Here is a 20,916-nt window from a genome sequence, read left to right on the forward strand (position 1 = left end):
TATGAATTTTTTTCACACACTTATTCTTATGGTATTATTGTGTATCAGTAGCAATGCACAGAATTTAACAGGTGTCTGGAAAGGTACTATTAATGAGCATACAGTTGAGCGAAAACTTATAACAAATCAGTTTGAGATGCAGATTATTCAAACGGATTTATCGATAAAGGCTTTAGTAACTTACAGCTTGTTCGCTACAGGATGCGATTATGGATCAGAATTGACAAAAAAAAGTATAGCATCTTCTGAATGTAATAGTTTCGATATTTCGGATCAGGAATTTAATTCACTGGAAAAAAAGTTTAGAATAGGTTACAATGATATTAGCGGAGCTATAAAAATTGCAGATTGTAAACAAATTTCCTGTACGATACTAGATAGGGAAAAAGTATGCCTACCAGTTCGTTATGTGCTTTATTATAATACGCCATATCACAATAAAAAAGAAAGTATTTCAGGAATTATATTTAAAGGAAAAATGGATGACTTCGATACAACGAGCAACGGTTGCAATGATGGTTATGAAAATATTATGTCTATAAGATTAACAAGAGAAAGTGAGACTCTTACTCCTTCACAATCTTTTTTTATAAACAAAAATTCACTTTCACAAGTTTCAAGTGCATCTGCTCCGTTTTTTTTGAATTTTGAAAAATCTGGAATTGCTTCATTAAGACCCATTTTTATATCAGATAGTAAAGCAGTTCCAATTGACATAAAAACAAGAAAAAACGAGACACTTAAAACTATCAAAGTAAATAGCAAACAAGTTGAAATAAGCATTTACGATTATGGACAGATTGATCACGATATTGTTTCAGTTTATGTAGATAAAGAGCCAGTCCTTGTGAAAGAAGAGCTTACAAAGAAGCCTTTACTTATAAATCTAGAAATGGATGATTATAACAATTTTCATGAAGTAATCCTAGTCGCAGAAAATTTAGGAGATATTCCGCCAAATACATCACTTATGAAAATAAAAGCTGGAGATAAAAAGTATGAAATTAAAATAACCTCAGATGAACAGAAGAATGCTGTTGTATATTTTAAGTATAAAGGATAATAGAAATTTTAGCACAATTTAAATTAAATTCATGGAATTAATATACAGCCTAACAGAAAACGATTATTTACAGCAACAATTATATCTTGCTTCAAAAAGTGAATTCGTCAAGAAACAAAGGAAGAAAACTAAACTACTTATAATTTTATCATTGTTTATGATAGGATTAGGGCTTTATATTAATAAAAATAAATTTGAAGGGTATTGCTTTGGAAGTGCTAGTGTTGTATTTTTTTTCTTTTTCCCATTATATTTTAAAAAAAGGCATCAATTTTTTTTAAAGAAATATGTAAACGAAAATTTTAAAAATAGAATAGGTATTAATATAAAAGTATTATTTAATGAAGAAGTTTTGGATATATTAACAGGGGGAGTAGGAATTTCAAGCGTTAACTTTTCTAATTTCAAAAATATAAGCGAAATCAAAGATTATTTTTTCATTGCTTTTAAAACGGGTGAAAGTTTAATGATTCCAAAAGATAAAATAGAAGATGCTGAAAAATTGCGAAATAAACTAAAATCAATTGCTGAAAACTTGAAAATTGATTTTATATCAGAGTTAGATTGGAAATGGAAATAAAACCCTAATTTCATCAAACAAAAAATTAAAAATGGATCAAAATCTAAAATACATCGTAGAAAATTATATAGTGTTTGAAGAAGTAACTAAAATGGCAAATATCTCTTCAGACAAGCTGAATGAATTAATTGAAAATAAACTTGTTCCCGAGCCTTCTTATGTTATAAATTCAGATATTACAATCAGTTCTTCCTTAAGTGATACTCATAAAGTTAGTATTGAAAGGAGGTATTTTCACCCAAGTGTTTTACAGCTTATTGAAAATAATGCCAAGAATATAAATCCTGAAAAATTCAAATCTGAATTTATAGAAAATTTACTGTCAAATCTGAAAAATCATGCTTACAAAGCCTTTGCATACGGAAATGTTTTTGATGGAAATGATAACATCGACAATGAAAAAATAGAAAATGCATTAGAAGAAGAATGGAATTATTTTTTGAAAGGCGTTTACGGAATATGTACTTTAAATAATAATGAAGAAGCAATTATCGATAAAGAAATAGCAATAAAAAGAATTTTAAATTTCATAGAAAAGAAATCTAATTTTTTAACAAACGATGAAAAAATAGAATTACAAGAGCTTAATGAAGAATTCAACAAATCAACAAGTTTGTTTGCGCCCTATCAACGTGAAACAAGCAGTAGAGGTAAATATTTAGATAAATTATTAAAAGAGTTTTCTTTGGATAATTTGATTAAAGAATATTCATAAACAAAAAAAGCGAGAACCAAAAAATTCTCGCTTTTCTATTATTTAGTATTCTGGAGCCAATTCTAATTCCAAGCCTTCTAAGTCTTCAGTAATTGGAATCTGGCAGCCTAAACGACTATTAGATTTTACATAAAATGCTTCCGAAAGCATGGCTTCTTCATCGTCACCCATTTCTGGTAATGCAACATCATTTAGAACATAACACTGGCAAGAAGCGCACATTGCCATTCCTCCGCAGGTTCCTTCAACAGGAAGTTCGTATGCTTTGCATAACTCCATTATATTCATTGCCATATCAGTTGGAGCCTGTAATTCGTGTATAACTCCTTCTCGATCTTTAATCTTTATTAATACATCCATTTTTGATTATTGGAATTTTATTGGAGAATTTGAAAACGTGTTCAAACTCTTTATTAATTTTAACTTTTTTCTTTTAAGCTAAAAGCATATTCTTTTGGATTACCATCTTTAAGGCGCATTTTTACACCAATAATATTACCTCCTTTTTCTAATATAGTCACAAGAGAGATAACAGAGTAATAATCTTTATCAGACTGGAAAATTAAAGTTCCTTCGTAAGTCGAATTTAAGATTCCTTGTTTGTCTGTTTGGGCACTTACTTTTCGTGGGTGCGAGAAATCGGCAGAACTATAAGTTGCTTTATTTGTGAACTTTGCTTTTCCGTCGCAAAGGTCATATAAAAAATCATAATTGCCAATTCTTAAAGCGCCTTCTTCAGTTTTCCCATTCGTAGAAAAAATAATCTGTCCCGAATATTGAAAATCTGACCATTCTTCAGATTCATTTACCCAAGCTTTGTCAGCAAAAAGTGTTTGGCCCTGTTGTGCATTTACAGCGCTTATAAAGAATAATAAAAAAAGAGCGTAAAAGTTTCTCATAAGTTTAAGATTTAGGGTTACGTTTACAAATTTAAGTTAAAAATGTAATAATTATGTAACCAAAACTCTTAAAACTTTGAGCAGTTTTTTATGAATGTCGCAAAAATGATCGTTTTTTGAAGATATTTTTACGATTTATTTAAACAAATCATAATAAGGCTTATTATTCTTGTTAAAGTCTAGTAAAATACTTTCAAAAAACAATACAGAGTTTGTTACATTATATTTACCACTGTTTCAATTTGTGGGGCGTATTTTTTTATTGTTGTTTCAACTCCAGCTTTCAGCGTCATTTGATTTACACTGCAGCTTATACATGCGCCTTCTAAACGAACTTTTACATGTTTATCATCTTCAATGGAAATTAATGAAATGTCTCCTCCGTCTGATTTTAGGAAAGGCCTAATTTCGTCTAAGGCCAATAAAACATTATTTGTTAATTCTTCTGTTGTCATAATATTAATGTGTCAATTAGAAAATGTGTCAATTAGAAAATTCTTTAAAATTATCTCATTATCTCATTATCTCAATTATCTAATTATTTTTTCACTGCAGAGCAACCTGCCATTGTTGTAATTTTGATGGCTTCTGTTGCTGGTAAACTTTCGTTTCTGTTTACTGTTTCTTGTACCACATTTCTAGTGATTTCTTCAAAAACTTTTTCTATTGGAGAAGCTGTCTGCAATGCTGCTGGACGACCGTAATCTCCTGCTTCACGAATAGATTGTACAATTGGAACTTCACCTAAAAATGGCACGCCTAAATCTTCAGCAAGGTTTTTTGCACCTTCTTGTCCAAAGATATAGTATTTGTTTTCGGGCAATTCTTCTGGTGTAAAGTACGCCATATTTTCAATAATTCCTAAAACAGGAACATTGATGTTATCTTGCATAAACATTGCAACTCCTTTTTTAGCATCTGCAAGTGCTACTGCTTGTGGAGTACTTACTACAACAGCTCCAGTAATAGGAAGCGATTGCATAATAGATAAGTGAATGTCTCCAGTTCCAGGAGGTAAGTCAAGAAGCATGAAATCTAATTCTCCCCAATCTGCGTCAAAAATCATTTGGTTTAATGCTTTTGCCGCCATTGGCCCTCTCCAAATTACAGCCTGACTTGGTGCAGTAAAGAATCCGATTGAAAGCATTTTGATTTCATAACTTTCAATTGGTTTCATTTTTGATTTTCCATCAACTGTTACAGAAACTGGTTTTGCATTTTCAACATCAAACATAATTGGCATAGATGGTCCGTAAATATCGGCATCCAAAACTCCAACCTTAAAACCCATTTTAGCTAATGTAACAGCTAAATTTGCAGTAACAGTAGATTTTCCTACTCCTCCTTTTCCAGAAGCAACTGCAATAATATTTTTGATTCCAGGAATAGCGCGACCTTTAATTTCAGGTTTCTCTAGAGTTTCTACTTTAATATTTACTTTAACTTTAGCATCAGGCGATATTAAATCATGAATTGTTTTTTTAATATCATCTTCTGCTCTTTTCTTGATATGCATAGCAGGTGTATGCAATACTAAGTCTACAACAGCTTCATCACCAAAAGTAATAACATTGGTTACAGCGCCGCTTTCAACCATATTTTTTCCTTCTCCAGCAATAGTGATTGTCTCTAAGGCTTTTAGAATTTCTTTTCTATCTAGTTTCATTGTAAATGGGCTATTTTTTATTCTTAGAAAGCAGTCTTATAAGATTATATTTATTTAAACTGATTTCAGGGTGCAAAGATAACAGATTAAGTTCGGAATTAAGCTTTTTTTGAATTGTAATTATTGATAGAGAGATTATTCAAAATTATTCTCGATTACTTTTTGAACTTGATTTTGAATAAAGATTTTAAAATAAATTATTGTTTTGGCTTACAACAAATTAATTAGCAATCTAAACAAGATGTCTTTTTGTATAAATTTTCTGCTTTTTAAGAGCTAGTTCTCACAAAACTTCGTTATATTTGAGTACCCCAAACCGATGATTATCAATTTGTTAAAAAGTATCTGAGAACTTATTTTTTTAGAACTGTTTAAAGGGTTTTCGGTATTTTTTTAAAGTTGTTTCTACTAATTTAAAACTTTAAAAATATGCGAAATTTTACTTTTTCTTTAATTATTGTTACAGTCAGTTTTTTTGCATTTTCATTTAATTCACTGTCCAACAATGCCAAAAACAAGGCTGATTTAACAAATCGAAAAGCGGTTTCGATTATTACTATCGATGCTGCTTCAATTAATGCTTTTTTTAAAAAATATCCTAAGCTTAAAAAATATCAGAAAGATGTTGAGGGTATTTATAAAGCCAAAGACTATAAATCTATTTGGTATGATGATAAAAGTATCACTGAATTTGGATCGTTATTATACCAGAAAGTAAATGTTCTGAAAGATCAGGGAATTGAAGAAAAAATGCCTTACAAAGAAGAAATCGATGAGGCTTTTAATGAAAGTTCTTCAAACAAACCAACACAGCTTGATACTGAATTATTGCTAACAAGCATGTATGTCTTTTATGCCAGCAATGTGTATTCTGGAGTTGATCCTGCGACATTGAAAAAAATAGGTTGGTACCTGCCTGCAAAATCCATTTCGTATACTCACATTCTAGATTCATTGATGGTAGATTCAGACCGATTAAATGAAGATGATAATCTTTTATTCAGCCAATATTACAGATTGAAAGAAGCGCTTAAAAAATACCGTAAAATTGAAACCGATAATCTATGGCAGAAAATTACAATTGACAGTGCTGCTTTCAAAGATTTAAGACCAGACGATACAGCTATTGCCATAAAGCAAATTAGAAACCGTCTTTTTGTAGTTGGAGATTTAAAACAAGATTCAGGAAGTGATATTTATGATGAAGAATTGATGGCGGGAGTTTTAAATTATAAAAAAAGATATAATTTAAAGATAAATTATGCCCTAACCAGAGATGTTATCAATCAGATGAACGAGCCAATTGGTAAAAGAATCAGAACGATTATGCTAAATATGGAAAGATGTAGATGGATTCCGACCAAATTGGCAAAAGCAGATGAGTATGTTATGGTCAATATCCCTTCGTTTAGATTGTTTTATGTCAAGAACGGAAAGTATGATCTGGTTTCGGATATTTTTGTGGGTAATAGGCTTAGCGAAACAGTAATTTTTAGCGGAAATATGGATCGGATTGTGTTTAGTCCGTATTGGTACGTGCCAACAAGTATTATTCAAAATGAATTAAAACTCCAGATCGCAAATGATAAAAATTATTTGGCAGATCATAATATGGAATGGAATGGTGGGAAAGTACGACAAAAACCAGGACCAAAGAATTCTCTGGGATTAGTAAAATTTATGTTCCCGAATCCGAATGATATTTATATGCATGATACGCCTGCAAAAAGCTTATTTGAATTTGAAAAACGTACTTTTAGCCACGGTTGCATAAATGTAAAAGAAGCCAAACAGCTTGCATTGCATATTTTGAAAGACGATCCTGATTGGCCAGTAGATAAAATTGAAAGCGCTATGAGCGGCGAAAAAGAAACAACCTGTATGCTCAAACGTAAAATTCCAGTTTATATAGGTTATTTTACTTGCTGGGTTCAGGATAATGGCGAAGTCAATTTTTTTCCAGATGTTTACGATCGAGACCAAAGTTTGGACAAGCTGATTTATAATGATGCGATAACAATGAAAGACTAAAATAGAAGCCCGGCGGATTTAAAAAAATCTGTCGGGCTTCTTTAAAAAAAATGGTCTACAAGCTTATTCGTATTTTAGATATTTTAAAACATCTATCTTGGTTACCTGAAACGCTTTTGTTAAAACAATTATTAAAGTTAAAATCAAAAGAGAAATCAGTGCAATTATAAAAGGAACGGATGAAATTCCAATTCTAAAAGCGAAATCTTCAAGCCATTTCTGTAATAATATATAAGCAGGAACAATCCCTATTCCAAATCCTATTAAACAGAAAACAATATATTGTTTCGATAATTCTTTTAGGAGAATATCTGTTTCTGCTCCTAATGTTTTTCGAATGGCGATTTCTTTCAATCTTCTCTCCATCGAAAATGATGCCAAAGCAAATAATCCGAACACAGCAATTATAATTACAACCAAATTTAGAATAAAAAACAGGTCTTTTTGCTTTACTTGCTCTGCATAAGTTTTTGCAAATCCTTTATCAACAAATTGGTAGTCAAAAGGATAGTCTGGATTTACATTTTTCTCCCAGTATAATTTCAATTTTTCTAACGTTTCTGTTAAATTGTTTGGAGAAACTTTCACAAGCACGTTATTAAAGTTATTCCATTTTAAAGTTTGCAAGTTAATAAAAACCATTGGCGGAACTTTATCCTGAAGGCCGGTGATGTTGAAGTCTTTTACAACTCCTACAATTTTAAATTTCAAACTGCCTTTTTCATTTCCCCATCCAGATGTTATAATTGTGTTTATTGGATCTTTAATATTAAGAGTTTTTACCAAAGTTTCATTCATAAGCATACTACTTATAGTATCTGAAGCGTATTGAGGGGATAAATCACGTCCTTTTACGATCTTGATTTTCATCATATTCAAGAAACCAAAATCCATTTCGACATTTCTTGGCTGTACAAAAATACCGTTGTGTTTAAAACCAGAACTAGAATTGGTGCTTCCTCCAAAAGATCCTGCAAAAGTAGAAACATCTAAAACTCCAGGGATTTTTTTAATTTCCTGTTTGGCAGTTAAATAATCGTCTGTTCGTTTAAATCTATCAAGAGTGTTAAATGGAATTGAAATTACTTGATCTCCGCTGAAACCTAAATCTTTATCCATCATATAATTGACTTGAGAATTCACAATCAATGCGCCAATTATAAAGAATGCCGCAATTCCGAATTGAAAAATAAGCATCGAATTCCGAATCCAGATTCCGCTTTTGCTCCTTGAAAAATTCCCTTTCAAAACTTTTAGAGTTTCAAAATTTGAGATATAAATGGCAGGGAAAATACCAGCAAAAATGATTACTAATCCAAATATTAAAACAAGCTGCAGGTAAAATTCGCTGCCATTCATAGTCAGCGTTTTGTTTAGGAAATTATTATAATATGGTAAGGCAAGTTCAACAATTGCCAAAGCAAATAAAATGGCAAGCGTTACAATTATAGCGGTTTCAAAAATAAACTGAGTAATAATCTGGTTTTTTGAAGCGCCTACAATCTTACGAACTCCAACTTCTTTTGCACGTTTTATTGCCGATGCAGTTGCTAAATTGATATAATTTACCAATGATAAAACTAAAATCAAAATAGATAAACCCACCATGATATAAAGTAATTTTAAATTACCATAACCCTCAGGGAAGTTTCTTCCCCCAGAACTTTTTGTTCCATGTAAACGAGAGGTTTTGAGCTGATCTATAATCACTTTTACTTCGCCATTCTCTTTAATATACTGTTCAACAGTTTGTCCGCTTTCTTTGGCATCTTTTACAGTTCTATTTACAAAGACAACATTCTGCATTTTCTTTAAAACAAGAGCAGGATCTACTCCATCTTTAATTTTGACCATTAAGCCATAATTAAAATTCCCCCAGCTGTTTAAATCTCCTTCTCTTTTTACACCGCTGAAAACGTAAGTTGGTTCAATAGATGAAGGTTTAATTAATCTATAAACCGACTTGACAGTGTAATTGATGTTTTTGTATGAAATAGATTTTCCGATAGGATCTTCATTCTTAAAAAGCAATTGAGCTTGTTCTGTCGAAATAGCAACGCTGTTTTTTTCTTTTAGAATATTCTGTTTAGCACCTTGGATAATTTCGAAAGGGAAAAAGTCAAAGAAATTTTCATCAGAAACCATGATATTTTTAGTCAATAGTTTTTGATCTTTATATTTGATAATTTCCTCGTCATACCAATTGTTCATAAAGCAAACTTTCTCAATTTCTGGAATGCTAGCTTTGCAAGTTTCTCCAAACGGAATCGAATTGGAAGCCCAAATATCTCCCGAGCCAATTTTATTAAGAACCAAATAAGAGCTTTCTTTTTCAGGATTCCATTGGTCGTAAGAATGTTCATTGTTCCAATAAAGAATAGCAAAAATCACCGCAGCAATCCCGATGCTTAATCCTAAAACATTTAAAAACGAAAACAGTTTGCTTTGTCTTAAATGATAGATAAATATTTTAAACCAGTTAAAAATCATTTTGATGTATATTTTTTATAGTTGATATGGTTGTTTTTGGTAAACCTTTCGGTTTTAAATCATAGTAAATATTTTGCACACTAATTCTACCAGAACCACAAGTGCAGTAACAATAATTTTAATCATCACTTTATTATTTAGCGTCCATAAAAACATCAACATTACGTTGATTTAACTTTTCAGAAAATATAACTCCGTCTTTCATGTGAATGGTTCTTTGCGAAAAAGAAGCATCATAATCAGAGTGGGTAACCATCAAAATGGTGGCGCCCTTAGCATGTAAATCGGTTAAAAGTTCCATTACCTCATTACCATTTTTACTGTCTAAGTTTCCTGTAGGCTCATCGGCAAGAATAATTTTGGGATCGTTTACCAAAGCTCTTGCAACGGCAACTCTCTGCTGCTGTCCTCCAGAAAGCTGTTGCGGAAAATGTTTTAAACGATGAGAAATATTTAATTTCTCTGCAATAGCTTCAATTTTCTGTTTTCTTTCAGAAGCTTTTACATTATTGTAAAGCAAAGGCAATTCGATATTATCGTAAACAGAAAGCTCATCGATTAAGTTGAAGTTTTGGAAAATAAAACCAATATTTTCTTTTCTAACTTTTGATCTTCCTTTTTCTTTTAGGCTGATCATTTCTTGATCCAATAATTTATAGCTTCCATCATTTGCACTATCCAAAAGTCCAATAATGTTCAATAAAGTCGATTTTCCACAGCCCGAAGGTCCCATAATGGTTAAAAAATCTCCTTTTTTTATTTCTAAGTTGATACCGCTTAAAGCAGCAGTTTCTATTTCTTCTGTTCTGAAAACTTTGGTTAAATTCTGAATTGTAATCATAATTTTTTAAGGTTTTGAAATGTTATTAAATGCGTTTTTTGATTGATGATTGAAACGATGATTGTTTTTATTTGTTTTTTTGTTTCAAGTTTCAGCTTTCAAGTTGGTTGCAGCGTTAACATGAAACCTGAAACTTGAAACTTGAAACAAAAATTAATTTTCAAGCGAAAGCTCTTCAATATCTTTATAATCAGTGTAAGAAGAAGTAATGACAGATTCGCCTTCTTTTAAACCTTCTAAGACTTCATAATAAGAAGGATTTTCGCGTCCTAATTTGATGTTTCTTCTTTCGGCTTTGTTTCCTTTTATTACAAAAATCCATTTGCCAGCCGCTTCCTGATTAAAAGTTCCTCTCGGAATTACTAATATTTTGTTTCTTTCAGAAAGAATCAATTTCACACCAAAACTAAGTCCGTCTTGTAAAACGATGTTTTCTTTTGAAACAAAAGCTAACTCAACTGTAAATCGACCGCCTTTTACTTCGGGAATTACTTTAGTAACCAGAACTTCAAGATTTTTTCCTTTAAATTCTACTTGGCCTTTTAAACCTTCTCTAATTTTTTCTAAGTAAAACTCATCTACTTCAGCTGTAAGTTTATAGCCCTTATTAGAATCAATTTTTCCGATGCTCGCCCCAGCCTGAAAAGTTTTTCCTAAAACAGGTTCAAAAGAAGTCAATCGTCCTGTTTCTGGCGCTGTGATCAAAAAGTTCTTTTTATTGTTTCTAAGAATATCCAAACTCTTTTCCATGGTTTGGATAGAACGATTTATTTGAGAAATCTGAACCTGATTGCTTTGTTTTTCTTTTTGAATGCTCTGCTGGATTGTTTTTTTGCGTTCTTCCTGAAAACGAAGACTTTCCTTAAAAGTATTCCAGTCATTTCTAGAAATTACGTCTTTCTCATAAAGTTTAGCATTCATTTCATACAATCTTTTAGCATCATTGTAATCGTGTTCTATTAAAACTAAATCTTTGGTCAAGTTCAATTCCTGATTTCGGATATTTAATTTTCCTGTATTTAAATTGTTGATTTGCTCAATAATAGCTGTTTCCTGAGTAAGATAATTCAATTCTGTATTCGGATTGTACAAACGAGCCAGTGATTGCCCTTTGGTAACCATTGCACCATTTTCTACAAAAATTTCTTTTACAGAACCGCCTTCTGTAACGTTTACCAGCATCATATTCAAAGGTTCTACTTTTGCCTGAAAAACTACGAAATCTTCAAAAAAAGCTTTTTCTGCTTTTTGAACTACCAATTCGTCTGCTTTTACATTTAAAGTCCTTTTGGTATTAAAAGCAAAAATCGTAATGGCTAGCAAAACTAAAAAAACAGCAATTGCTATTGCGAGATATCTAAATTTTTTATTTTTACGAGGAATTATCGTGTCCATTTTTTAATTTATTTTACTGATAATCAATAGGTAAATACTGTGCCATAAAATTTATTATCTGTAAAGCATTGATTTTAAAGAGGCTTTAAAAAACACGTCAAAAAAGCAGTGTCCGATAATGAACAGTTGACCGTTCAGAAGCGGACAGAAAAAAGACCACATGAGAAAAAAACTTGCCCAAATATTAGTTGTTGACGATCAGGAAGAAATTCTTTTTTCTGCAAAAATGATTCTTAAAAAACATTTCGAGACCATTTTCACAACCAATAGTCCCAAAAAAATCATTTCGATCTTAAGCGAAAATGAAATAAATGTGGTTTTGTTAGATATGAATTACCGAATTGGTTTTGAAGATGGGCGAGAAGGAATTCATTGGCTGAAAGAAGTTAAAACGCTTTCTCCGCAAACTATTGTGATTTTAATGACTGCTTTTGGTAAAATTGAAACTGCTGTAGAAGGCATTAAAATTGGTGCTTTTGATTATGTTCTAAAACCGTGGAACAACGAAAAACTATTAGAAGTTATTGATAAAGCTGTTGCTGAAAGCAGAAAAAACAGTAAAAAAGCCTCTGCAGAAAAAGAAGAAAAAAACGAAAAGAGATATTTTGTTGGCACTTCGGCCAAAATCAAACAAGCTTATTCTATTGCAGAAAAAGTCGCTAGAACAGATGCCAATGTTTTGATTTTAGGTGAAAACGGAACAGGAAAATATGTTTTTGCCGAATATATCCATCAGCATTCTGAAAGAAAAAACCAGCCGTTTGTACATGTAGATTTGGGTTCACTAAGCGATAATCTGTTCGAAAGTGAACTTTTTGGTTACGCCAAAGGTGCTTTTACCGATGCCAAAATCGATACGCCAGGACGTTTTGAAAATGCATCGAACGGAACTATTTTCTTAGATGAAATTGGAAATATTCCGCTTCATCTTCAAGCAAAACTGCTTCATGTTTTGCAAACCAAAACCGTAACACGTTTGGGCGAAAGCAAACCTCGTCCTTTAAATGTTCGTGTTATTGCGGCAACAAACAGCGATATTAAAACAGAAGTAAAAAATAAAACGTTCCGTGAAGATTTGCTGTACAGAATTAATACGATGGAAATTAATCTGCCTTCTTTGCGAGAAAGAAAAGATGATATTGTGCCAATGGCGAACTTTATTTTGGAACAGATTGCTGAAAAGTACAATCATGGTCACGAAGCTTCGGGATGGCATTTTGAAGATAATGTTGCCTTATATCTAGAAAAATATCCGTGGAAAGGAAATGTTCGCGAAATGGAAAACAAAATCGAACGCGCTTTGATTTTGGCTGAAAACAATACCATTTCTGTAATGGATCTAGATATTTTAGATTTTGAAGAAATTCAGGAAAATGATGAAAATCCGCTATCGGAAATGGAAAAAGGCGCAATCGAAAAAGCATTATTCAAACACAACGGAAATATAAGTAAAACTGCCGAAGAATTGGGTTTATCGCGTGCCGCTTTGTATAGAAGAATAGAAAAATACGATTTAAAAAATTAAAGAGAAAGAAGCAAGAGTCAAGAATCAAGATTTTTGCTTTGTCTTAAATTTTAGTTTCACGCAGATTTTGCAAATTTAGCAGATAAAAAATCCCTTTAATCTTTTTAATCTGTGGCTAGAAAAAAAACAATCAGAGGCAAAAAAAAATAATAAATGAAGAACTGGAAATTTTATAATGCATTGTTCGTGAGAGTTCTATTTGTAATGGCGCTCTTCCTTGCCAGTGCATTATTATTCTATAAAGGATTTCAATACAACGCTTTATTGGTTGGTGTTTTCGTTTTGATTTTCTTATTCGAAATGTATTTTTTTGTCAAAAACCAGCTGCTGTTTTATGATAAAACGATAAACTCAATTCTACACGACGACTTTTCTGCCCATTTTCCAGAAGAGCATAAAAAAGGCAATTTTAATAGTCTGTATCTTTTGTATGACACTTTAAAGGTTCAGAAACAAGAGCAGATTTCCAAAGAGTTAATCTATCGTTCGATTTTGAACAGTATTGATACTGCAGCTTTAATCTTAGAAAAAGAAGATGAAGATTGGTCTATTTTTATAATGAACGATTGTTTTTCTAATCTCTTCAAAGTGCCAAAAGTAAGCCATTGGAAGTATCTTAAAAATTATCTTCCAGCGCTTTGTAACGAAATTGAAAATGTTGGTTTTAGTGAACTCAAAACAGCCATTTCCATAAAAATTGAAGATCATGATCTGCAGACTTTTATGCTTCAGACTTCGCATACACAAACGTATAATAAAGAGTATTTCATTATTTTGTTAGACAGTATTCAACGCGTCATTGAGAAAAAAGAAAAAGAAGCATGGATTAATTTGATGAAGATTATTTCGCATGAATTAATGAATTCACTAACGCCAATTCGTGCGCTTTCGCAGAATCTGCTACATATTGTAGATCAGGAAGAGTTGGAAGAAGATGATTTTGAAGATATCAAAAGCAGTATTTCGACAATTATAAATAGGAGTGATCATTTACAGTTTTTTGTTGAGAATTATCGTAAACTGGCAATGCTTCCAACGCCGAATAAACAAATGACGCCCATTAATGCTTTGTTTGAAGATTGTTTACGAATTATGAGTCCGATTTTGAAAGACGAAGGAATCGAATTGATTAATGACATTCATAGTTCCCGTTCTATTATGATTGATAAAAATCAGATGGAACAAGTGATTATCAATTTGATTACCAATAGTATTCATGCTTTAAAAGAGAAATCAGAAAAGAAATTAATAATTTCCAGTTATACTGAAAATAATCGCTTTTTTATTGTGATTTCAGACAACGGAAAAGGAGTAGACGCAGAAATTAGAGATAAAGTTTTTCTTCCGTTTTTCACCACCAGAAAAGATGGAGCTGGAATTGGTTTGACGCTTTCTAAAAATATTATAGAAGCGCACGGAGGTTATCTAAGCTATCAAACCGATGAAGATCAAACGAGTTTTGTGATTTGCTTGATCTGAAAATACTGATGTGAAACTACCTTTGTCATCCTGAGCGAAGTCGGAGGGCTTATTACATGAGTGGGCTTCGACTCCGCTCAGCCTGACAGATGAGGTATGACTGTTTTTTAAATCTCAACTTCCGGTTTCCAGAAATGTTTCTCAAAATCTACAATCTGATTGTTGACTACTTTTATGCCTTCATTTTCTAAAAGCTGCTGCATTAAATTAGTTCCATCAAAGTGATGTTTTCCTGTTAGAAGTCCTTTTTGGTTTACGACTCTATGCGCAGGAACATCGTCCATATTATGACAGGCATTCATTGCCCAGCCGACCATTCTTGCAGAACGAGCTGTGCCTAATGCTTTTGCAATAGCTCCGTAAGAAGTAACTTTTCCAAACGGAATTTGTCTGGCGATTACATATACTCTTTCGAAAAAATTCTCTTCTGCCATTTTAAAATATTTTTACCATTAAGATATGAAGTTAATAAAGATAAAAACTTAATTTTTCTTAATCTCTTAATGGTTAGTTTTATTTATCCGAAGTAGTAATTCAGAATATTAAAAAGTGTTGCAAGAGCCACTAATCCGGTAATTGTTCCGATGATGGTATTCATGTTTCGCATGAAGTAATCGGTTTTCTTTTCTATTCTTCCGAAGAAAGCAATATAGCTGTATAAAACTCCAAACGCCCCAAGAACAGAACCTAATACAAATGTTAGTATAATCGGGTTTTGAAAAGTAAAAAGATTGTATGAAGCCAGTGTAACACTTACGACAACATAATACGGAATTGGAAAGAAATTCAATCCAGAAAGCAGCATTCCGAGAAAGAAACTGCTTTTTTTGCTGCTCTTCTTTATTTTCGTTTTTTTCTTTGCTAATGGATTTTTCGCAAAAAATAAAAAGTAAATAGTTAAGATTGAAAAAATAACAAAACCAACTTCACGCAATAAGGTTACAACATCTGGTCTATTGTCTATAACACGTGCAAATAGCACTGCTACATAAGCCTGAAAGAAAATAACCAAAACAGCACCGATCACAAACGATAACGCATTCTTTTTTCCTTCTTTCATTTTTATTTTGGCAGCCGTCATATTGAGCAATCCGGGCGGAATAGTTCCAATGGCAGCGGCAATAAAACCTGAAATTAATGGAGTAAGGTAGGTCATTTAGTTATTAAATCGGTTAGATAAAGGTTTCAAAATTAAAGTTAGTCTTTAATTTTGAAACGAATATACGTAATTGCCTTATTAATTTCTAAATATTGTTTTTCGTAGAAAGTTTGAATAGAAGTTACAACTTCAGGACTTCCTTCGTTTTTGTAAACATTATGATTTGCATACAAAACTTCGTGACCTTCACCGTGAAGCAATCCAAGAGTATAACCGTGCATAAATTCACTATCGGTCTTAAGATTTACAACACCGTCTTTTTTCAGGATTTTTTTGTACAATTTCAAGAACTCAGAATTGGTCATTCTGTGTTTCGTTCTTTTGTATTTGATCTGTGGATCTGGGAAAGTAATCCAGATTTCGTCAACTTCGCCTTCAGCAAAAATATGATTGATCAATTCAATTTGTGTACGAACAAAAGCAACATTATGAAGACCGTTTTCTACAGCAGTTTTAGCACCACGCCAGAAACGAGCGCCTTTAATGTCAATTCCGATAAAATTTTTGTTTGGGTATTTCTCTGCTAATCCAACAGAATATTCTCCCTTTCCACATCCTAATTCTAAAACTAATGGATTATCATTTTTAAAGAAATCAGAATTCCATTTTCCTTTTAAAGGCATTAAATCGCCTACAACTTCTTCTCTGGTTGGCTGAAAAACGTTTTGAAATGTTTCGTTTTCTCTGAATCTTTTTAGTTTATTTTTACTTCCCACTTTTACAAAAATTTTCGGCAAAATTAAGGAATATAAACGAATGAAAATAGCGTAATTAGGTTTAAAAAGTTTTCAGCCACGAATTCACTAATTTTATTTTTAAAATAATTCGTGAATTCGTGGCTGAAAAAAATATTTTTAACCGTAATGTGGTTCTGTAATTGGTTTTGATTTCGGATCTAATGTTTCATCATGCTGAGATAAATCCAATCCTATGTGTTCTGATTCTTCTGAAACTCTTAGCGGAATAATGAAATTGGTTACTTTAAATAAGAAATAAGCTCCGAAGAAAGTAAAAATTGACACTAAAACCAACGCCATCATGTGGTGTCCAAAAACGTTCCATCCGCCGTGAAGTAAACTTGCATCTTCGCCGTGAGCGAAAATAGCAGTCAAAATCATTCCCATAATTCCACCAACACCGTGACAAGCAAAAACGTCAAGAGTATCGTCGAATTTTTTAGAATATTTACAATTTACAGCTGTGTTAGAAACCAAGGCAGTAACGAATCCGAAGAACATACTTTCTGGAACGGAAACAAATCCTGCGGCAGGTGTAATAGCAACTAAACCTACAACAGCACCAATACAAGCACCTAAAGCAGAAACTTTTCTTCCGTTCATTCTGTCAAAGAAAATCCAAGTTAACATGGCTGCAGCCGATGAAGTTGTGGTTGTAGCAAAAGCCATAGCCGCAGTTCCGTTGGCAGCAAGAGCAGATCCAGCGTTGAATCCGAACCAGCCAAACCAAAGCATTCCTGTTCCTAATAATACAAACGGAATATTGGTTGGAATATGTTGGCTGTTTTTTCTTTTTCCTAAAACAATAACTCCAGCCAAAGCTGCAAAACCAGAACTCATGTGTACCACAGTTCCTCCTGCAAAATCTTTAACGCCAAAATAACTTCCTAAAACTCCAGTTGGATACCAAACGGCGTGACATAAAGGAGCATATATAAAAATGGTAAATAAACTAATGAAAACTAAATAAGAGATAAAACGAACGCGCTCTGCAAACGAACCCGTAATAATTGCAGGACAAATGATGGCAAATTTCATCTGAAACAAAGCAAAAAGCATAAACGGAATCGTGCTTGCCAATTGTTTATGAGGCAGAACGCCTACATAATCCATAAAAGCAAAAGTAGTCGGATTACCGAAAAAGCTGTAAAAATGATCTCCAGAACCAAATCCAACGGGTTCTCCAAATGCCAAACTAAAAGCAACCACTACCCATAAAAGCGTTACAACTCCTAAACAGATAAAACTTTGAAGCATGGTCGAAATAACGTTTTTCTTTCCTACCATTCCGCCATAAAAGAAAGACAATCCTGGCGTCATGATTAAAACCAGACAGCTAGAAGTAAGCATCCAAGCAACATCGGCAGGAACGATATGATCTGTAGTTCCAAATTCTGATAAAACATAATTATTTTCTGTAACTGTTGGCCAAAATGCCCCTATCGTACATACGACGCTTATCATGATAAAGGAGATAATCCAGCGTTTTTCTATTTTCATTTTTAAAATACTTTGTTTAACCCTATTTTTTTTGGGGTCAAAGTTAGAAAAAAATAAATATTCTTGTTTTAAAGGCTGTTAAAATAGAGGTGTAGGTTTTATTTTGATTGATTTTGTAAAATACAGGTCGTTTTTTTGACAGTATCTTATTCTAAAGTTACAAAAAAGCGCTGTTTTTAACGAATTTATTAAAATTAATTTAGCAACAGCGCTTCTAAAGTGCTAGAAAAGTTACGTTTATAATAAGAAATATGTAAAATGTTTTATTTTTTTTGAAGTTTTGCAATCAAAGCGTCTTCAATTGGAGCTTTTATTTTGGTTACGGCATCAACCTCATCATTTGGAACAGTCATAGATAGAACATAATGCTGAATTTTCCATTCGTTACCTACTTTTACCAAAACTCCAGAACCGCGGCAGATTTTCATTTGTGTGTCTAACAATTCATCAAACCAAGCAATCTTTCCGCTTTTATCAAAAAAGATATGACGTTCTAAAGCTTTAAAATTCCACGTTGTTCCTTTATCGAAATAAGGTTTTGCCCAAACTGAAAATTCTTTTTTGGTCCAATTTTCTGTAGCATCAGTTCCGATGTAAATCGCATCGTCTGCCAATACATTAAAGTAAGCGTCATATTTTACTTCACCCGCAGCTTTATGCCACGCATCAAGAGTCTGGTTGATTTTGTTTTTGTCAGCTTGAGCATTTGCAAAAGAAGCAATGAATAAAATAAGTAAAAGTGTTTTTTTCATGAGTACTATTATTTGAGTTTAAAGATATTAATTTTTTTGAACCATATAAAATTACATAAGAAAAAAACAAGGAAAATTTCTTACAATATAGATAATCGTCGATAGAAAGAATGCAAAGTTTGTTTTAAGATTTTCTAATGACTCTGTAACTTTGCAACTTTGTTTCTTTATTCTTTACTAAATTATCTTACATTACTTATATGGTGTAATATCTCAAAAACCACTATATTTGATTTTCAATAAAAATACCCCAGTCATGAATGCAAAAATACTTCTAAGCTCACTAGCTGTTACTTCTTTACTTTTTATTTCCTGCAAAAAGGAATTAGAACCGCAAGAAACCACAGCAACCTCTGAATTAGTAAGGTTAGGACTAGCAAAAGATACTACAAAAGCTGCTCCAGTGGTGCAAAATCCTGCAGCAAACCCAAATACTGTTTTAAGTGACACAAAAGGAATTAATCCTGCTCATGGTCAGCCAGGACACCGTTGCGATATTGCTGTTGGAGCTCCGTTAAATTCGGCACCACCACAGCAAGGACAAGTTACTGCGCAAGCTGGACAAACAGTGCAGGTAAGCCAGCCTCAAGTAGTGACTACGACAACAACGGCGCCAGTTAAAGTGGCAAAAGGAATGAATCCTCCACACGGACAGCCAGGACACAGATGTGATATTCCTGTTGGAGCTCCTTTAAATTCACCTAAAGCGACAGCGACAACAACAGCTTCAAACACAGCTCAAAGCGGAACAGTTACGCAAAACTTTACTGTTACTCCGCCAGCATCAAACCCAGTTCCTGCTTTGTTAAGCACAGAAGGTAATGAAGTGAAAGTAGCAGACGGAATGAATCCGCCACACGGAAAACCAGGTCACCGTTGTGATATTGCTGTTGGCGCACCATTGCCAAAATCGTAAGGAAATAAAAATATATAAATGATTTAAGGGAATTTAAGATTTTCACTTGATCTAATCCATAAAAAAACGAAGCAGTAAAGTATTCTTTACGGCTTCGTTGCTTTGTGAGGTAAATTCTAAAATGAACTTATTTCACTTATATGGTTTAAAAAAATTAATGTTCTTTTATTTTTTCGAAAGTGCTCGTCAATGTTTTTTTAGCTTTTGCCAATGCACCGCTAAAAGCTTTTTCAAGACTTTCGGCGTGTTCTGTAACTGTAATTGGCTGTAGTTTTACGGGACGAACTTCAATCACACACTTTTTGTCATGCAAGCTGAATTTTTCTCCATTTTCATCTCCAAAATGAATTTCTACGCGAGTAATTTTATCTTGAAAACGGTCTAAGCTTTTTTCTACTTCTCCAGAAAAATAACTTTCTAATCTTGCACTTCCTTCAATGTTTTTGTCGGTGTTGATTTGTACTTTCATAACAAATAAAATTTAATGATTCATTCTCAAACTTATCGATTTTAAAGATAAAAGACAAGTTGGTTAAGGAAATATTATGAAATTTTAAAATGATTTGTTTTTCAATTTTGTAATTTCGATTTGGAGAAAATATACTTACAGTACTTTAATTTTTGATTAAGGAAAAAACTTACAATTTGTTTTTGTTTTTCATATATTTGAAGTTCCTAAATGCAAAAATATATGAACACAAAAAAACTTCTTGCCCGTATGATATGGTGGCGGTATTGGAAACAACCGCAACGCTCTTTGCAGCGTAGGACACCTAAGTTATGCGGGTTTTATAATTCCTAAATGCAAAAAAAATGAGTACAAACACCTTTTCCAAAGAAACCGAATTGAGGTTAACAGAATTCTTCAACAATTCAATTGATTCTAAAAGTATGGCAAAAACCATTAGGCAAGTAAATTTCCTAATTGCTTTAAATGCAATACGAGAAGATGGATTTATGAAAACTGAAACCGTAAATATTGAAGATGGTTTCTTTTGGTTAAATGAATTAGCAGAAATTCTTGATCCTTATTTGGGGATTGAGTAAGAAATGAGAAAAAGCCACTTGGTAGAGTGGCTTTTTATATTTAGATTTTTTTAAACTTGTTTGATTTCAAATTTAATTATGTGTTCGCATAAATTGCATTTTACAAAGCTATCATTATCTA

General features: G+C 32.5%; 21 protein-coding genes. 8 read left to right on the forward strand and 13 right to left on the reverse strand.

Going from position 1 to position 20,916, the window contains the following annotated elements; translation table 11 throughout:
- Position 1 precedes the first annotated feature (1 nt).
- Genes OD917_RS13370 through OD917_RS13380 form a run of 3 tightly spaced genes read left to right on the forward strand, consistent with a single transcriptional unit; the run spans position 2 to position 2,358 of the window.
- Entirely contained in the window at positions 2 to 1,063 is a 1,062-nt protein-coding gene (locus OD917_RS13370; protein ID WP_263523970.1) for a hypothetical protein, read from the forward strand.
- A gap of 31 nt (positions 1,064 to 1,094) precedes the next feature.
- Positions 1,095 to 1,643 (forward strand): YcxB family protein, encoded by a 549-nt coding sequence (locus tag OD917_RS13375; protein ID WP_263523971.1) that lies wholly within the window; start codon positions 1,095 to 1,097, stop codon positions 1,641 to 1,643.
- Between the two features lie 31 nt (positions 1,644 to 1,674).
- Positions 1,675 to 2,358 carry a DUF6058 family natural product biosynthesis protein gene (locus OD917_RS13380; protein ID WP_263523972.1) on the forward strand — a complete coding sequence of 228 codons (684 nt, stop codon included), beginning with the start codon at positions 1,675 to 1,677 and terminating at the stop codon, positions 2,356 to 2,358.
- A 42-nt stretch (positions 2,359 to 2,400) separates the two neighbouring features.
- Here the strand turns inward: OD917_RS13380 and OD917_RS13385 are convergent, their stop codons facing one another.
- The 4 genes from OD917_RS13385 to OD917_RS13400 form a co-directional block, all read right to left on the reverse strand.
- Positions 2,401 to 2,718 carry a 2Fe-2S iron-sulfur cluster-binding protein gene (locus OD917_RS13385; protein ID WP_091490641.1) on the reverse strand — a complete coding sequence of 106 codons (318 nt, stop codon included), beginning with the start codon at positions 2,716 to 2,718 and terminating at the stop codon, positions 2,401 to 2,403.
- Positions 2,719 to 2,777: 59 nt separating this feature from the next.
- Positions 2,778 to 3,257: a hypothetical protein gene (locus OD917_RS13390; protein ID WP_263523973.1), complete on the reverse strand. Its 480-nt coding sequence runs from the start codon at positions 3,255 to 3,257 to the stop codon at positions 2,778 to 2,780.
- A 215-nt stretch (positions 3,258 to 3,472) separates the two neighbouring features.
- Positions 3,473 to 3,712 (reverse strand): NifU family protein, encoded by a 240-nt coding sequence (locus tag OD917_RS13395; RefSeq protein WP_057116000.1) that lies wholly within the window; start codon positions 3,710 to 3,712, stop codon positions 3,473 to 3,475.
- 83 nt (positions 3,713 to 3,795) lie between these two features.
- Positions 3,796 to 4,923 carry an Mrp/NBP35 family ATP-binding protein gene (locus OD917_RS13400; RefSeq protein WP_263523974.1) on the reverse strand — a complete coding sequence of 376 codons (1,128 nt, stop codon included), beginning with the start codon at positions 4,921 to 4,923 and terminating at the stop codon, positions 3,796 to 3,798.
- Positions 4,924 to 5,352: 429 nt separating this feature from the next.
- Between OD917_RS13400 and OD917_RS13405 the strand changes: the two genes are divergently transcribed.
- Positions 5,353 to 6,954, forward strand: a complete 1,602-nt coding sequence (locus OD917_RS13405) for a murein L,D-transpeptidase (RefSeq protein ID WP_263523975.1) — start codon at positions 5,353 to 5,355, stop codon at positions 6,952 to 6,954.
- Positions 6,955 to 7,017: 63 nt separating this feature from the next.
- On the opposite strand, the gene OD917_RS13410 is transcribed toward OD917_RS13405, so the two are convergent.
- From OD917_RS13410 to OD917_RS13420, 3 genes are all read right to left on the reverse strand, one after another.
- Complete coding sequence (locus OD917_RS13410) at positions 7,018 to 9,444, reverse strand: ABC transporter permease (protein ID WP_263523976.1); 2,427 nt, start codon at positions 9,442 to 9,444, stop codon at positions 7,018 to 7,020.
- Between the two features lie 133 nt (positions 9,445 to 9,577).
- Positions 9,578 to 10,285, reverse strand: coding sequence for an ABC transporter ATP-binding protein (locus OD917_RS13415; RefSeq protein WP_263523977.1), 708 nt, complete (start codon positions 10,283 to 10,285; stop codon positions 9,578 to 9,580).
- 153 nt (positions 10,286 to 10,438) lie between these two features.
- The gene (locus OD917_RS13420; protein WP_263523978.1) at positions 10,439 to 11,680 is read right to left on the reverse strand and encodes an efflux RND transporter periplasmic adaptor subunit; all 1,242 of its coding nucleotides are present in this window, start codon (positions 11,678 to 11,680) and stop codon (positions 10,439 to 10,441) included.
- A 160-nt stretch (positions 11,681 to 11,840) separates the two neighbouring features.
- On the opposite strand from OD917_RS13420, the gene OD917_RS13425 reads away from it, so the two are divergent.
- Both OD917_RS13425 and OD917_RS13430 read left to right on the forward strand, forming a co-directional pair.
- Positions 11,841 to 13,205, forward strand: a complete 1,365-nt coding sequence (locus OD917_RS13425) for a sigma-54-dependent transcriptional regulator (protein WP_263523979.1) — start codon at positions 11,841 to 11,843, stop codon at positions 13,203 to 13,205.
- 153 nt (positions 13,206 to 13,358) lie between these two features.
- A complete protein-coding gene (locus OD917_RS13430; protein WP_263523980.1) occupies positions 13,359 to 14,684 on the forward strand; it encodes a sensor histidine kinase in 1,326 nt (441 codons plus the stop codon).
- 107 nt (positions 14,685 to 14,791) lie between these two features.
- Here OD917_RS13430 and OD917_RS13435 read toward each other — a convergent pair whose 3' ends face one another.
- From OD917_RS13435 to OD917_RS13455, 5 genes are all read right to left on the reverse strand, one after another.
- Positions 14,792 to 15,118: an MGMT family protein gene (locus OD917_RS13435; protein ID WP_263523981.1), complete on the reverse strand. Its 327-nt coding sequence runs from the start codon at positions 15,116 to 15,118 to the stop codon at positions 14,792 to 14,794.
- Between the two features lie 83 nt (positions 15,119 to 15,201).
- Positions 15,202 to 15,840, reverse strand: coding sequence for a LysE family transporter (locus OD917_RS13440; RefSeq protein WP_263523982.1), 639 nt, complete (start codon positions 15,838 to 15,840; stop codon positions 15,202 to 15,204).
- A 41-nt stretch (positions 15,841 to 15,881) separates the two neighbouring features.
- Positions 15,882 to 16,559: a tRNA (guanosine(46)-N7)-methyltransferase TrmB gene (gene trmB / locus OD917_RS13445; RefSeq protein ID WP_073408106.1), complete on the reverse strand. Its 678-nt coding sequence runs from the start codon at positions 16,557 to 16,559 to the stop codon at positions 15,882 to 15,884.
- Positions 16,560 to 16,697: 138 nt separating this feature from the next.
- On the reverse strand, positions 16,698 to 18,080 hold the full coding sequence (locus OD917_RS13450; protein WP_263523983.1) for an ammonium transporter: 1,383 nt from the start codon (positions 18,078 to 18,080) through the stop codon (positions 16,698 to 16,700).
- Between the two features lie 263 nt (positions 18,081 to 18,343).
- Complete coding sequence (locus OD917_RS13455; RefSeq protein WP_263523984.1) at positions 18,344 to 18,832, reverse strand: nuclear transport factor 2 family protein; 489 nt, start codon at positions 18,830 to 18,832, stop codon at positions 18,344 to 18,346.
- A 256-nt stretch (positions 18,833 to 19,088) separates the two neighbouring features.
- On the opposite strand from OD917_RS13455, the gene OD917_RS13460 reads away from it, so the two are divergent.
- On the forward strand, positions 19,089 to 19,748 hold the full coding sequence (locus OD917_RS13460) for a hypothetical protein (RefSeq protein ID WP_263523985.1): 660 nt from the start codon (positions 19,089 to 19,091) through the stop codon (positions 19,746 to 19,748).
- Between the two features lie 154 nt (positions 19,749 to 19,902).
- Here the strand turns inward: OD917_RS13460 and OD917_RS13465 are convergent, their stop codons facing one another.
- Entirely contained in the window at positions 19,903 to 20,217 is a 315-nt protein-coding gene (locus OD917_RS13465; RefSeq protein ID WP_095929746.1) for an HPF/RaiA family ribosome-associated protein, read from the reverse strand.
- Between the two features lie 344 nt (positions 20,218 to 20,561).
- On the opposite strand from OD917_RS13465, the gene OD917_RS13470 reads away from it, so the two are divergent.
- Positions 20,562 to 20,795: a hypothetical protein gene (locus OD917_RS13470; RefSeq protein ID WP_091128591.1), complete on the forward strand. Its 234-nt coding sequence runs from the start codon at positions 20,562 to 20,564 to the stop codon at positions 20,793 to 20,795.
- The last annotated feature ends 121 nt before the right edge of the window (positions 20,796 to 20,916 follow it).

This window comes from Flavobacterium sp. SH_e, assembly GCF_025717045.1.
GTDB lineage: Bacteria > Bacteroidota > Bacteroidia > Flavobacteriales > Flavobacteriaceae > Flavobacterium.